15 protein-coding genes are annotated in these 13,605 nt (G+C 75.9%); 8 read left to right on the forward strand and 7 right to left on the reverse strand.

The features are described from left to right. Positions 1 to 102: 102 nt before the first annotated feature. Entirely contained in the window at positions 103 to 1,992 is a 1,890-nt protein-coding gene (locus tag O2W17_RS05625; protein WP_269191413.1) for a putative bifunctional diguanylate cyclase/phosphodiesterase, read from the reverse strand. A gap of 120 nt (positions 1,993 to 2,112) precedes the next feature. Then, positions 2,113 to 2,289 (reverse strand): hypothetical protein, encoded by a 177-nt coding sequence (locus O2W17_RS05630; RefSeq protein WP_269191414.1) that lies wholly within the window; start codon positions 2,287 to 2,289, stop codon positions 2,113 to 2,115. Here O2W17_RS05630 and O2W17_RS05635 point away from each other — a divergent pair. The 4 genes from O2W17_RS05635 (at position 2,281) to O2W17_RS05650 (ending at position 6,647) form a co-directional block, all read left to right on the forward strand. After that, a complete protein-coding gene (locus O2W17_RS05635; protein WP_269191415.1) occupies positions 2,281 to 3,987 on the forward strand; it encodes an AlkA N-terminal domain-containing protein in 1,707 nt (568 codons plus the stop codon). The genes O2W17_RS05630 and O2W17_RS05635 overlap by 9 nt on opposite strands. Further along, entirely contained in the window at positions 3,987 to 4,517 is a 531-nt protein-coding gene (locus O2W17_RS05640; protein ID WP_269191416.1) for a methylated-DNA--[protein]-cysteine S-methyltransferase, read from the forward strand. The genes O2W17_RS05635 and O2W17_RS05640 overlap by 1 nt, the downstream gene beginning before the upstream one ends. A gap of 121 nt (positions 4,518 to 4,638) precedes the next feature. Beyond that, positions 4,639 to 5,718: a DNA recombination protein RmuC gene (locus O2W17_RS05645; protein ID WP_269191417.1), complete on the forward strand. Its 1,080-nt coding sequence runs from the start codon at positions 4,639 to 4,641 to the stop codon at positions 5,716 to 5,718. A gap of 332 nt (positions 5,719 to 6,050) precedes the next feature. After that, positions 6,051 to 6,647: a DUF6542 domain-containing protein gene (locus tag O2W17_RS05650; RefSeq protein WP_269191418.1), complete on the forward strand. Its 597-nt coding sequence runs from the start codon at positions 6,051 to 6,053 to the stop codon at positions 6,645 to 6,647. Between the two features lie 63 nt (positions 6,648 to 6,710). On the opposite strand, the gene O2W17_RS05655 is transcribed toward O2W17_RS05650, so the two are convergent. After that, positions 6,711 to 7,679 carry a 4-hydroxy-3-methylbut-2-enyl diphosphate reductase gene (locus O2W17_RS05655; RefSeq protein ID WP_269191419.1) on the reverse strand — a complete coding sequence of 323 codons (969 nt, stop codon included), beginning with the start codon at positions 7,677 to 7,679 and terminating at the stop codon, positions 6,711 to 6,713. A 144-nt stretch (positions 7,680 to 7,823) separates the two neighbouring features. Between O2W17_RS05655 and O2W17_RS05660 the strand changes: the two genes are divergently transcribed. The 3 genes from O2W17_RS05660 to O2W17_RS05670 all read left to right on the forward strand — a co-directional run bounded on the left by O2W17_RS05660 (position 7,824) and on the right by O2W17_RS05670 (position 10,550). After that, entirely contained in the window at positions 7,824 to 9,026 is a 1,203-nt protein-coding gene (locus O2W17_RS05660) for a hypothetical protein (protein ID WP_269191420.1), read from the forward strand. 64 nt (positions 9,027 to 9,090) lie between these two features. Further along, positions 9,091 to 10,332 carry an exodeoxyribonuclease VII large subunit gene (gene xseA / locus O2W17_RS05665; protein WP_269191421.1) on the forward strand — a complete coding sequence of 414 codons (1,242 nt, stop codon included), beginning with the start codon at positions 9,091 to 9,093 and terminating at the stop codon, positions 10,330 to 10,332. Beyond that, positions 10,329 to 10,550 (forward strand): exodeoxyribonuclease VII small subunit, encoded by a 222-nt coding sequence (locus O2W17_RS05670; protein ID WP_269191422.1) that lies wholly within the window; start codon positions 10,329 to 10,331, stop codon positions 10,548 to 10,550. Before xseA ends, O2W17_RS05670 begins: the two co-directional genes overlap by 4 nt. 33 nt (positions 10,551 to 10,583) lie before the next feature. On the opposite strand, the gene O2W17_RS05675 is transcribed toward O2W17_RS05670, so the two are convergent. After that, positions 10,584 to 10,853, reverse strand: coding sequence for a hypothetical protein (locus O2W17_RS05675; RefSeq protein WP_269191423.1), 270 nt, complete (start codon positions 10,851 to 10,853; stop codon positions 10,584 to 10,586). A 136-nt stretch (positions 10,854 to 10,989) separates the two neighbouring features. Next, the gene (locus tag O2W17_RS05680) at positions 10,990 to 11,610 is read right to left on the reverse strand and encodes a DUF4245 domain-containing protein (protein ID WP_269191424.1); all 621 of its coding nucleotides are present in this window, start codon (positions 11,608 to 11,610) and stop codon (positions 10,990 to 10,992) included. 113 nt (positions 11,611 to 11,723) lie between these two features. Between O2W17_RS05680 and glpX the strand changes: the two genes are divergently transcribed. Next, positions 11,724 to 12,776: a class II fructose-bisphosphatase gene (glpX, locus tag O2W17_RS05685; protein WP_269191425.1), complete on the forward strand. Its 1,053-nt coding sequence runs from the start codon at positions 11,724 to 11,726 to the stop codon at positions 12,774 to 12,776. A gap of 12 nt (positions 12,777 to 12,788) precedes the next feature. Here the strand turns inward: glpX and O2W17_RS05690 are convergent, their stop codons facing one another. Beyond that, positions 12,789 to 13,418 (reverse strand): DUF1707 SHOCT-like domain-containing protein, encoded by a 630-nt coding sequence (locus O2W17_RS05690; RefSeq protein WP_269191426.1) that lies wholly within the window; start codon positions 13,416 to 13,418, stop codon positions 12,789 to 12,791. Positions 13,419 to 13,429: 11 nt separating this feature from the next. Further along, a complete protein-coding gene (locus O2W17_RS05695; RefSeq protein ID WP_269191427.1) occupies positions 13,430 to 13,576 on the reverse strand; it encodes a hypothetical protein in 147 nt (48 codons plus the stop codon). Between the last annotated feature and the right edge of the window lie 29 nt (positions 13,577 to 13,605).

Raw genomic sequence — 13,605 nt, forward strand, 5'->3', positions numbered from 1 at the left:
CGGACCCCAGCTGTCACCGGTTGCGCCACACCGACCTCCGGCATCGCGCCGTCCGGCCGCCGTCCACCGCCCGTCCACCGCCTGCTCGCCCGGTCCTCCCGCTCACGACGCCTGCCACCTCGGGCCCGACGCCGGCGGCCGGACGCCTGCGGACCGGTGCGCGGCACGGTCGCCGGCGCAGCGCAGCAGCTCGGGGACGCCGGACGCCGGGAGCGGTCGGCCGTAGAGGAAGCCCTGCGCGTGCTCGCACCCGACGCTGGTGACGACGTCGTGCTGCTCCAGGGTCTCGACGCCCTCCGCCGTGACGTCCATGCCCAGGGCGTGCGCCAGGTCGCTGACCGCCGCCACGATGGCCGCGCCCGACGCGTCGTGCCCGATGTCGGCGACGAAGTCCTGGTCGATCTTGATCGCGTCCACGGGGAAGCGCCGCAGGTAGCCCAGCGAGCAGTACCCCGTCCCGAAGTCGTCCAGGGTCAGCCGGACCCCCAGGGCCTTCAGGTCGGCCAGCACGGCCGTGGCGCGGCTGCCGTCCTCGATGAAGACGCCTTCCGTCAGCTCCAGCACGAGGGCGGCGGGATCCATCTGCGTCCGTTCCAGGACACCGGCGACGGTGTCGGCGAAGCCGGGCCCCATGAGCTGGCGGACCGACACGTTCACCGACACGTCCACCGGCTGCCCCGGGTGCTCGGCGAGCCAGCGGCCCCGGTCGGCGCAGCCGCGCTCCAGCACCCAGGCGCCGATCCCCTCGATCAGGCCGTTCTGCTCGGCGATGCCGACCGTGGTCAGCGCCGGCACCGTGCCGTGCTGGGGGTGGGTCCAGCGCAGCAGCGCCTCCACCCCGACGACGGAGCGGTCCCGGGTGCGGACGATCGGCTGGTACGCCAGGTCCAGGTGCCCGGCGGACAGCGCGGTGCGCAGATCGCGGTCCAGGCGGCCGCGGTCACCGGCCGTGGTCGCGCTGCGCTGGTTGAGCGCCTGGTGAGTCGCACCCCCCAGTCGCTTGGCCTGGTACATCGCCAGGTCGGCGTGGGTGATCAGCTCGTCGGTCACGGCCTCGCCCGGCCCCGAGTAGGCGACGCCGACGCTCGCCGTGCAGCTGATCTCGGTGCCGGCCACGACGAAGGGGGCGGTGAACGCGTCGCCCACCCGGGCGGCCAGGCGCAGCACGTCGCCCACGTCCACCATGTCCTCGCAGAGGATGACGAACTCGTCGCCGGACACCCGGGCCAGGGTGTCCCCCGGGCGCACGACGTCGGACAGCCGGCGGGCCACCCCGACCAGCAGCTCGTCCCCGATCCGGTGGCCGTAGGTGTCGTTGACCTCCTTGAACCGGTCGAGGTCGGCGAAGAGCACCGCGGCCTGGGTGTGCGAGCGGTGGGCGCGCTGGGCGGCGTGCTCGATCCGCTGCTGCAGCAGCGTGCGGTTGGGCAGCCCGGTGAGCGGGTCGTGCAGCGCGCCGGCGCGGAAGCGGTCGGAGATCTCGAGGGCCTCCTGGCGCGCCTGCGCGTTGAGCAGGTACGCCGCCGCGACGTCGGCAAGGGTCTGGGCCGCCGCCATGTCCCGCGGGTCCAGCTCTCCGGCCCGGTCGCGGTACAGGTCCAGGGCGCCGAGCCGGCCGGCGCCGTGCCGCAGCGGGAACGCGAAGACCGCGCGCACGCCCGCGGCCAGCGCGGTGGGAACGAAGTCCAGGAACCGACCGTCGTCCCGCAGGTCGGGCACCGTCACCGCGTCGCCGGTCTGGTAGGCGGTCAGGCACGGGCCGTGCCCGAGCTCGGTCTGCAGTCGCTCGAAGGCCAGCGCGTCGGCGTCCGACGCCGCGACGTAGCGCGGTGCCGTGCCGGGCGAGATCAGCGTGACGCCGGCCGCCGTGACGTCCAGGACGTCGACGATCCGCTCGACCAGGTGGTCCAGGATGCCCTGGATCGGGAAGTCCGTCGTCAGCGTGCGGGCGAAGTCGCTCAGCACCGATGACAGCGTGACCTCGTCGACCACGTCGCCCCCAGCCCACGGTGAACTCACCCGCGGGATCTGGACGGGACACGCCACGAGGCGTGGTGGGCGGAACCATACGGGGCCGACCGGCACGGCTCCATTCCTGCGGTGGCCCGCGGGTCAGGCAGCGGCCGGCGTCCGGACGTGCGCCCGCAGGTGCTCGGCGGTCAGCGTGTCGGCCGCCAGCAGGTCGCCCGGCGTCCCCTGGAAGACGATCAGCCCGCCGTCGTGACCGGCACCGGGGCCCAGGTCGAGGACCCAGTCCGCCCGCGCGACGACGTCCAGGTCGTGCTCCACGACGACGACCGTCCGCCCGCCGTCCACCAGCCGGTGCAGCAGGCCGATCAGGAGCTGAGCGGCTACGCGCCCGAGCGGACGTTCGAGTTCGCCCTCGCCCGGCTGCTGGACGGGGTCGCCGCGCTGGTCGGGGCTGATCGCACGGCGGCGTCCGAAATCCGCCAGAGCCCGTCGCCGGGCACTGGCATGCTCGGTGCCGTGAGCGAACCCCTGGACCACGAGCGCTGCTATCGCGCCGTCGCCGGCCGGGACGCGCGCTTCGACGGCTGGTTCTTCACCGCGGTGCGCACCACGGGCATCTACTGCCGGCCGTCCTGCCCCGCGCGCACCCCGCTGGCCCGCAACGTCGCCTTCTTCTCGACCGCGGCCGCGGCCCAGGGCGCCGGCTACCGCGCCTGCCGCCGGTGCCGGCCCGACGCCGCGCCGGGCTCACCGCAGTGGGACGTGCGCGCCGACGTCGTCGCCCGCGCCATGCGGCTGATCGCCGACGGGGAGGTCGAGCGATCCGGCGTCCCGGGCCTCGCCGCGCGCCTCGGCTACTCCGAGCGCCAGCTGCACCGGCTCGTCGTCGGCGAGCTGGGCGTGGGCCCCCTCGCACTGGCCCGCGCGCAACGCGCGCAGACCGCCAGGGTGCTGATCGAGACCACCGATCTGCCCATGGCCGACGTCGCCTTCGCGGCCGGGTTCGCCAGCATCCGCCAGTTCAACGACACCGTGCGCGAGGTGTTCGCCGCGACCCCCGGAGAGCTGCGCCGGGGCCGACGCGGCACGCACGGCGGGCCGCCCGGCTGGCTCTCCCTCCGGCTCACCGCCCGCGCCCCGTACGCGGCCGAGGAGGTGCTGCTCTTCCTCGGCGCGCACGCCGTCCCGGGCCTCGAGGAATGGGACGGGACGACGTTCTCGCGGGTCCTCGACCTGCCGCACGGCCCCGCGGTGGTCCGGCTCTCCCCCGCGCCCGACGGCGGCGCGGCGGTCAGCGCCCGGCTGCGCCTGACCGAGCTGCGCGACCTCGGCGCCGCGGTCAGCCGCTGCCGCCGGCTGCTCGACCTCGATGCCGACCCAGCCGCCGTCGACGACGTCCTCGCCGCCGACCCGGCGCTCGCCCCGCTCGTCGCCGCGGCCCCCGGGCGGCGGGTGCCCGCCTCCCCCGACGCCGACGAGCTGGCCGTGCGCGCCGTGCTCGGCCAGCAGGTGTCGGTCGCCGGCGCGCGCACCCTCACCGCCCGCCTGGTCACGGCCGCCGGCACACCGCTGGCCGAGCCGGTCGGCAACCTCACCCACGCCTTCCCGCGGCCGGAGGCGCTCGCCGGTGCCGACCTCGGTGCCGTCGGGCTGACCGGTGCGCGCCGGCGCACCGTCGCCGCGCTGGCCACCGCCCTGGCCGACGGCGCCATCGCCCTCGGACCCGGCGCGGAGCGGGACGAGGCCGAGCGCGCACTGCTCGCCGTGCCCGGCATCGGGCCGTGGACGGCGGCGCTGGTCGGCCTGCGCGGGCTCGCCGACCCCGACGTCTGGCTCCCCGGCGACCTCGCGCTCCGGAAGTCGCTCGCCGCGCTGGGCAGCAGCGACGCCGACGCCGCGACCCGGTGGCGGCCGTGGCGCTCCTACGCCGTCCTGCACCTGTGGGCGCTGGCCGTGCCGTCCCTCTTCACCCGCCCGATCCCAACCACCACCCCCGCCCTCCCGAGGAGCGCCTGATGACCGGTTCCGTCCGGCACGCCACCGTCGCCACCCCGCCCGGCCCGTTCACCGCGGTCGTCACGACCGACGGCGACGGCCGGGAGCTCGTCCTCGCCAGCGGCTGGACCGCCGACGTCGCCGACCTGCTCGCCGTCGTGCACCCCGCCCTGCGGCCGGCCGCGTCCGAGGCGGTCGCCCGGGTGCCCGTCCTCGACACCGTGGAGGCCTTCGTCGCCGGCGACGTCAGCGCCATCGACGACGTCGCCGTCCAGCAGCGGTCCGGGCCCTTCCTCCAGGAGGCGTGGGTGGTCCTGCGGACCGTGCCCGCGGGCCGGCCCGACACCTACGCCGGCTTCGCCGCCCGGTGCGGCCGTCCCGCCGCGGTGCGCGCCGCCGCCAACGCCTGCGCCCGCAACGCCGCCGCCCTCTTCGTGCCCTGCCACCGGGTGCTCGGCTCCGACGGCGGGCTGGGCGGCTTCCGCTGGGGGACGCCGGTGAAGCGCTGGCTGCTCGACCACGAGGCCGCGCACGCGACCGTCCCCGCCTGACTCCCCGGGCATAGGAGGCTATGCCTACGGTTCACGGCCCTGATCCGTAGGCAAAGCCTCCTATGCCCCCCACCCGCGAGGCTGACCCGAACTGTCGGACCCGTCCGGCAGGGTCCCCGCCATGGATGCCGCTTCCCTGCTCCTCGGGCTCCTCCTCGGTGCACTGCTGGCCACGGCCGTCACCCTCGGCGTCGTCACGCTGCTGGCCCGCCGCCGCCCGGCGGACGCCGGCCTGGAACCGGTGCACGAGTCGCTGGACCACCTGCACCGGCTGCTCGCCGGGATGGAGCGCGCCCGCGCCACCGCCCACGGCGAGCTGCGGGAGCAGATGGGCACCGTCGGCCACGCCTCCGCCCAGCTCAAGCACGAGACCGCCGCGCTGGTCACCGCCCTGCGCACGCCGCACGTCCGCGGTCGCTGGGGCGAGGTGCAGCTGCGCCGGGTGGTGGAGGTGGCCGGGCTGCTCGAGCACTGCGACTTCGTCGAGCAGCCGGCCGGCACCAACGACGAGGGCGCGGGCGTGCGCCCCGACCTGGTCGTCACCCTCGCCGACGGCCGCCAGGTGATCGTCGACGCCAAGGTGCCGTTCACCGGCTACATCGAGGCCGTGCAGGCCGAGGACCGGGGGGTGCGGGCCGAGCGCGTCGCGATGCACGCCCGCCAGCTGCGCGCCCACGTCGATGCGCTGGCCGCCCGGCGCTACCCGACCGCCTTCCGCCCGGCCGCGCCGTTCACCGTCCTGTTCGTGCCGTCCGACGGCTTCCTCACCACCGCCCTGGAGGCCGAGCCGGGGCTGCTCGAGCACGGGTTCGCCCGGGACGTCGTCCTGGCGACGCCGAGCACGCTGCTGGCCCTGCTGCGCACGGTGGCCTACTCCTGGCGGCAGGAGCGGCTGGCGCGCGACGCCGACCAGGTGCTGGAGGTGGGCCGCCGCCTGCACGCCCGCCTGAGCACCCTCTCCGGCCACCTCACCCGCCTTGGTTCGGCCCTGTCGACGACGTTGAGCCGCTACAACGAGACGGTCGGCTCCTACGAACGCTCGGTGCTGACCGCGGCGCGGCGCTTCGACGACCTGGGGATCGCGGAGTCCCCCGTGCCGGAGCCGGTGGCCGTCGAGGCCACGATCCGCACCCTCCGGCCCACCGACGACATCGGCCTCCTGGACACCGCCGAGCGGGAGCGCGACGGCACGTCCGGCTGACACCGCGGCGACCGCGGAACGACCGGCGACGACGTCGGTGGACGAACCCGTCCGCACCGCGTGTCCCAAGCACCACGCTGCGTTACTGGATCACCACGGGTGCCCGACGACGCGGCGCCGTCCTCCCACGAACTCCCAGCTGGGGTCGCTACCGTTGCCCGGAAGGTCGGCCAGGCGGGTCGCCCTGCGGAACGGGACGGAGGTGCGCCATGGCCACGGCGAGCACGGCGGGCGCATGGCAGGGCGGCGGGCGCCCCGAGCGGCCGCAGCCCGCACGCGCACCGCGTCCTCCCGTCGGCGGCGACCGCCCGGGCCGGCCTTCGCGGCCGCCCGTGCCCGCACCCGGCCGGGCCGGCGAGCGGCTGCGCGCCGCCGAGCGGGAGCACGGCTACGACCGCTACGCCCAGCCGCCCGCACCCGGTGCCCGGCGGCACGACTCCGCGCCCGGCCGTCCCGCCGCGCGGCACGACTCCGCACCCGGTGCCCGGCGGCACGACTCCGCGCCCGGCCGTCCCGCCGCGCGGGCCGCCCAGGAGCGTGCCCGCGGTGGCACCGCTGCTCCGGCCGCCACCCGCGAGAGCAAGCTCCGCGGTTCGCTGGCCGTCCTGGGCATGTTCCTGCTGACCCTCGCGGGCTGCGCCGTCGACTCCTTCGTCGGCATGGGCCTGGGCATGATCACGCTGGTCGCCCTGTCGGCCAGCACGGCGGCCGCCGCCCTGCTCGTCCGACGGCGGGACCTGCTGTCGGTCATCGTGGCGCCGCCGCTGGTCTTCGTCCTGGTCGCCGTGGTCAACATCAGCCTGGCCCCGTCGGCGACGCTCAACCTGCCGACCATGGCCACGCTGCTGGTCCGCGGCTTCCCCACCATGGCCGTCGCGACCGCCATCGCCGTGGTGCTGACGCTGGTCCGGCTGGTCACCCGCCGCTGATCCTCCCGTCCCACGACGGAGCCCCGGTCCCGCTGAGCGGGACCGGGGCTCGGTCGTCGTGGGTCAGTCGGCGGCGGGGCCGCTCAGCCGGGGCTTGCGCAGCTCGTGCGGCAGGGCGAACACCAGCCGCTCCTCGGCGGCCTTGACGGTCTCCACGTCGGGGAAGCCCTGCGCGGCGAGGTAGTCGAGCACCTCGCTGACCAGGATCTCCGGGACCGAGGCGCCACTGGTCACGCCCACGGTCGCCACGCCCTCGAGCCAGGCCGGGTCGATCTCGGCGGCGTAGTCGACGAGGTGGCTGGCGCGCGCACCGGCTTCCAGGGCGACCTCCACCAGCCGGACGGAGTTCGACGAGTTGGTGGAACCGACCACGAGCACCAGGTCGCACTCGCCGGCCATCTTCTTCACGGCCTGCTGCCGGTTCTGCGTGGCGTAGCAGATGTCGTCACTCGGCGGCGACTGCAGCCCCGGGAACCGGTTCTTCAGCTGGTCCACCGTCGCCAGGGTCTCGTCGACGGACAGCGTGGTCTGGGACAGCCAGACCACCTTCTCCGGGTCGCGCACCTGGACGTTCGCGACGTCCTCGGGGCCGTCGACGAGCTGGATGTGCGTCGGGGCCTCACCGGAGGTGCCTTCGACCTCCTCGTGCCCGCGGTGCCCGATCAGCAGGATGTCGTAGTCGTCGCGGGCGAAGCGCTTGGCCTCCTGGTGCACCTTGGTGACCAGCGGGCAGGTGGCGTCGATCGTGTGCAGCTGCCGGTCGGCCGCCTCCTGGTGCACCGCCGGGGAGACCCCGTGGGCGCTGAAGACGACGACCGAGCCCTCGGGCACCTCGTCGGTCTCGTCCACGAAGATCGCGCCACGCCGCTCGAGCGTCGCGACGACGTGCTTGTTGTGGACGATCTGCTTCCGGACGTAGACGGGAGCGCCGTGGATCTCCAGGGCGCGCTCGACGGCGACCACCGCCCGGTCCACGCCGGCGCAGTACCCCCGGGGATCGGCCAGCAGGACACGTCCGCGCTGATCAGCCATGCACCCATGGTAGGTGGGCCGGGACGACCGGGACGGCGGCCGCGGGTGGTCCGGGACACGGATGTGACCAGGCACATGCCCCCGGCGGGTGCATCGATGCTGGTCGGGTGTGTCGCACCGGTGGTTCTGGGGCACGCTGTGCGCATGTCCCGTGAGATCCCCGAGGTCGTCCGTGCCGCCGCCGGTCTGGCGGCCACCGTGCTGGACGAGACCCGGAAGCTGCCCGAGACCCTGCCCGGTCTGCCGGTGCGCATCATCGGCATGGCGATGCAGCACGCGATGAAGGTGCAGCAGACCTACGCCGGCTTCGTCGCCCGTGGCGACGAGCTGCTCGTCGGGCTGCGCGGCGATGCCGAGCCGGGGCTGGCCACCTTCGACGACGACGAGGAGCCCGCCACCGGCTTCCGCGACTCGGCCTTCGACCGCGTCGCCGCCGCCGACGCCGACGCGATCACCGACGCGGAGGTGGCCGACCTCCCCGACGACCCGGCCGCCGACGCCGTCGTCGCCGCGATCGACGACCTCGGCCAGGGCCTGGTGGAGGACCTCGCCGACGGCGCGGACGAGGCCCAGCAGAGCCTCGCCGACCTGCCCGCCGACGAGGCGCCGAGCACCGACGAGGTGCTCGACGAGCTCGCCATCGACGAGATGGTCCCGGCGACGCCGGACACCGACCCGCTGACGCCGGGCACCGGCGACGCGGCGGCGGTCGAGGGCCCCGGCGACGCTGCGGCGACCGAGGACGCCGACGCCCTCGAGCGCGCCCTGCTGGAGAGCGACCCGGCGCCGGCCCCCGACACCGACGTCACGGCCGACGTCGCCACCTCCGTGGACGTCCTCACGCCCGAGGGCGGCATCGAGACCGTCGACGCCACGGTCACCGACGAGGGTGTCGCCGCCGTCGAGGCCCCGGCGGAGGAGCCCGGTACCGACGAGACCGTCGCGACCACCGACGGCACCGCCACCGACACCGTGGACTCGGACGCCGGCTCGGACGTGGCCGTGGACGAGAGCGGCTCCCCCGTGGCCGAGGCGACCGGGTCGGCCACGGCGGACACCGCGGGGACCGACGCAGGCACGGCCCAGGGCGCGACGGACACCGCCACGGCCGAGACCTCCACCGCCCAGGCACCCGCCGAGGCCCCCGTCGACGGCTACGACAGCTTCTCGATCGCCCAGCTGCGCGGCCGGCTGCGCGGTTACCAGTTGAACTCGGTCTCCGACCTCCTGGCCTACGAGCAGGCCACCCGCGCCCGCGAGCCCTACCTGCGGATGCTGCGCAACCGGCTGGAGAAGCTCGAGGAGCAGGCGGTCGAGTCCAGCCCGCTCTCCCCGCGCGGCGCCTGAGCGGACCCCACCCCCGGCCAGGGGGCGTCCGGGAGGTGTCGGAGCCGTCTGACACGCTCGGGGCATGACCGCCCCGTCGAGCCCGGAGGCCCCCTGGCCGGTGCGCACGGTGGCCCGCAAGGTCGCCGACTGGATCGGCCGCCTCGGCGAGGTGTGGGTCGAGGGCCAGGTCGCGCAGCTGTCCCGGCGCAGCGGCGCGGCGACGATCTTCCTCACCCTGCGCGACCCGGCCGCCGATCTCTCCGTCCCGGTCACCTGCCACCGCGACGTCGCCGAGCGCCCCGGGCTGGAGCTCACCGAGGGCGCCCGCGTCATCGTGCGGGCCCGGCCGGACTACTACGTCGCCCGCGGCTCCTTCTCGCTGCGGGCCACCGAGATCCGGGCGGTCGGCCTCGGCGAGCTGCTCGCCCGCATCGAGCGGATCCGCCGGCTGCTCGCCGCCGAGGGGTTGTTCGACGCCTCCCGCAAGCGGCCGCTGCCCTTCGCCCCCCGCGTCGTGGGGCTGGTCACCGGCCGGGACAGCGCCGCCGAGCGCGACGTGCTCGTGACCGCCCGCCGCCGCTGGCCGGCGGTGCGCTTCACCGTGCACAACTGCGCCGTCCAGGGGCCGCAGGCGGCGGCCAACGTCATCGAGGGCCTCCGCGCGCTGGACGCCGACCCCGCGGTCGAGGTCATCGTCGTCGCGCGCGGCGGTGGCTCCGTCGAGGACCTGCTGCCCTTCTCCGACGAGGGCCTGGTGCGGGCGATCGCCGGGTGCCGCACCCCGGTGGTCACCGCCGTCGGCCACGAGACCGACACCACGCTGGTCGACCACGCCGCCGACGTGCGGGCCGCCACCCCCACCGACGCCGCGCACCGCATCGTGCCCGAGATCGGCGAGCAGCGGCGGCTGGTCGACGGCCTGCGCGCCCGGGCCAGGCACCTCGTCACCGCCCGGCTGGAGCAGCAGCAGCGCTGGCTGGAGTCGGTGCGCACGCGCCCGGTGCTGGCCTCCCCCGACCGGCTGCTGCACGGCCGGGAGGACGACGTGCTCGCCCTGCGCACCCGAGCGCGGCGCACCCTCACCCACCGCGTCGAGGCCGCCGAGCGCGACCTCGAGCACGCCCGGGCGCGGGTGGCCGCGCTCAGCCCTGCCGCCACCCTCGAGCGCGGCTACGCGGTGGTGCAGCAGGACGACGGCTCGCTGGTGCGCGATCCCGCCGCGGTGGCCGACGGCGAGCTGCTGCGGGTACGGGTCGCCGGCGGCCGGCTCGCCGTCCGCGTCGACCGCGCCGCCGAACCCACCCCCCAGGAGGACCCCGCATGAGCGCCACCGACGAGCGCGGCCCCGAGCCGGCGACCACCTACGAGCAGGCCCGGGAGGAGCTCGCCGACGTCGTCCGCCGGCTCGAGGCCGGTGGCCTCACGCTGGAGGAGTCGCTGGCCCTGTGGGAGCGCGGCGAGGAGCTGGCCCGCCTGTGCCAGCACTGGCTGGACCGCGCCCGCGAGCGCCTGGCCGCAGCGGCGCCCCCCGACGACGCCTGAGCCGCGAGCGGTCCGGCGGGTCAGGCCGGCGGATCAGGCGGGCGGGCGGAGCCGGGTGTCCGGGGCCACCACGAGCCCGGCGTCGACGAGGGCGGCCAGCACTCGCTCGACGCGCTGCTGCAGCACCGCGGACGGGCGGGCGCCGGCGGACTCCTCCTCGAGGCAGCGCGCCAGCACGTCCCGCACGTCGGTCGACCCGGGCACCCGGGCCACCGGGATGCGGGTGACCATGCCGCACGCGCACGACCCCCCGTCGGCCGGAGCCCGGTGATCACTGCTCGTGCAGTCCTCGCGTGCCAGCATCCGGGGCTCCTCAGGCAGTCGGTTCAGTGGGTCGATGCCGACACCTTCCCGGCGGAGCCAGGCCGCCGCTGACGGACGCACCGGGCAGTCACCGAGTCGTGACCTCGCGATCGAGCCGCGGCCCCGGCCGGCGGGGTCAGGGCCGAACCGCGGCCGCCACGGCGGCCAGCTCGTCGTCGTCGGCCGACCCGGTGACCACCAGCGTGACCCCGTCGGCGACCCGCGACAGCGCGGTCTCCCCGCGCTCGGTGGTCGAGCGGGTCCACTGCTCGCCGCCCAGCTCGGTGACGCCGTCCTCCGTCGCGCCGTCGAGGACCGCGTCGACCGCCTCGGCGTCGGGGGCGCCGGAGACGACGTAGCCGGCGTAGCCACCGGACGGCGTCAGGTAGCCGATCTGCAGGGTGACCGCGTCGCCCTCGGCCGCGTTGCCCGCGTCGGTGCGCGCGCTGGTCGGTCGGTAGTCCTCGCCCAGCCCGCCGGGGACCGGCACGGGGTGGTCCGCCCGCGACTGGGCCAGCTGGATCGTGGTGGAGGGGTCGACCTCGCGCACCGGGTCCCCGGGGTCGTTCTTGAACGCGATCCAGCCCACGATCAGCAGGCTGATCACCACCAGCGGCAGCAGCGAGCGCAGCATGTTGGCCGCGCTCATCCGGTCGGCGCGCTGGACCGCGGACGACGGCGGCGGAACCTCCGCCCTGGAGGCGCCCGCGTCGTCGGGGACCTGGGGACGCTGGCTCGTCGGGCCGATTCCGGTCATGCCCCTAGGATCGCAGGCGAGCTCTCCCCCACCTCGCCGCCCACGGCCCCGTCCCGGACCCCGCCCTGAGCCGGCGCGGGACCGGGCGGAGGGGGTCCTTCCCAGGAGGTCCTGTGTCGCTGCCCCTTCCCGATGGCCCCCTCCCCTCGACGACGTCCGGGCACGGGTTCTCCCCCGACCGCCCGGCGCCCGACCGGAACCTGGCGCTGGAGCTCGTGCGCGTGACCGAGGCGGCCGCGATGGCCGCCGGGCGCTGGGTGGGCCGCGGCGACAAGAACGGCGGCGACGGGGCGGCGGTCGACGCCATGCGCGCGCTCATCGGCACGGTGAGCATGCGGGGCGTCGTGGTCATCGGCGAGGGCGAGAAGGACGAGGCGCCCATGCTCTACAACGGCGAGCAGGTCGGCGACGGCCAGGGGCCCGAGTGCGACGTCGCCGTCGACCCGATCGACGGCACCACGCTGATGGCGAAGGGCATGCCGAACGCCATCGCGGTCATGGCCGTGGCCGAGCGCGGCGCCATGTACGACCCGTCGGCGGTCTTCTACATGGAGAAGCTGGCCACCGGCCCGGCCGCGGCCGACGTCGTGGACATCACCGCGCCGGTGGCGGAGAACATCCGCCGCATTGCCAAGGCGAAGAAGAGCTCCGTCGGCGACGTCACCGTCTGCATCCTCGACCGGCCCCGCCACGAGCAGCTGGTCCAGGAGGTCCGGGAGGCCGGCGCCCGCATCAAGTTCATCACCGACGGCGACGTCGCGGGTGCGATCGCCGCCGCGCGCGAGGGCACCGGCGTCGACCTGCTCCTGGGCATCGGCGGCACCCCGGAGGGGATCATCACCGCCTGCGCGCTCAAGTGCATGGGCGGCGCGCTGCAGGGCCGGCTGTGGCCGAAGGACGACGCCGAGCGGCAGAAGGCGCTCGACGCCGGCCACGACCTGGACCGGGTGCTGCACATCGACGACCTGGTGCGGGGCGACGTCTTCTTCGTGGCCACCGGCATCACCGACGGCGAGCTGCTGCGCGGCGTCCGCTACAGCGCCGGGGGCTGCACCACGCAGTCGCTGGTCATGCGCTCCCGCTCGGGCACGATCCGCTCGATCGACAGCCTGCACTCGCTGGAGAAGCTGCGGGCGTACTCCGCGGTCCCCTTCGACCGCGACTGAGGCCCGCCGGCGTCATGGCCGGCGGCGCTGGGCCAGCCGCTCCATCAGGGCGCCCCAGCGGGTCGGGGAATCGCCCGGGGCGAGGCTGCGCAGCCGGAGGTCGCCGAAGACGGCCCGGGCGTGGACGACGACCAGCGGCGTGCCCGCGAGCCGCGGTACCGGTGCCAGCTGGACCTTGCGGTCACCGAAGACGGTCCGGCCGTGCAGCTCGCCGTCAACCCCCTCGGCGAGGATGACGTCGATGTCGCCGAAGACGGTGCTGAGCGTCAGGTCGATCCGGTCGGCGTCGGTCCGCAGCCCCCGCAGGTCGATGCGGATGTCGCCGAACACCGTGCCCGCCCGTCGCGGCGGTGTCGTCGCGACCGTCAGCGTGATGTCGCCGAAGGCGCTCGACACCACCTCGCTCGGGCGCTGCCCCACGATCTGCACCGGCGGCGACCCGTCGGACGGCAGGTCGGCCACCAGCCGGTCGAGGTCGGCGCGCGTCACCGCCGCGTAGGCGGCCTCGGCGCGCTCGCCGAACTCGGAGAGGTCCAGGCGCCCCTCCCCGACGGCGGCCTGCAGCTGCGCCACCACCGCTTCCCGCTCCGCGTCGGAGACGCGCACGGCGGGCGGGCGGGGCGTGTCGTCGGGATCGCTCACGCACCCGGACGCTAGCCGAGATCGGGCGCCCGGTCCCACTCCATCGCGGTGCAGACCATCTCCGCGTGGGCCTTCACCCGGCCGATGCCGACGAACGCCGCGCCCACCAGGAACCTGGCCGCCAGCGCCCCGACGGCCAGCCCGCCCGAGGGCCGCACCCGCGACGGCCCGGCGGCCCCTGGCGAGG

This window comes from Blastococcus sp. VKM Ac-2987, from assembly GCF_026967805.1.
Taxonomy (GTDB): domain Bacteria; phylum Actinomycetota; class Actinomycetes; order Mycobacteriales; family Geodermatophilaceae; genus Blastococcus.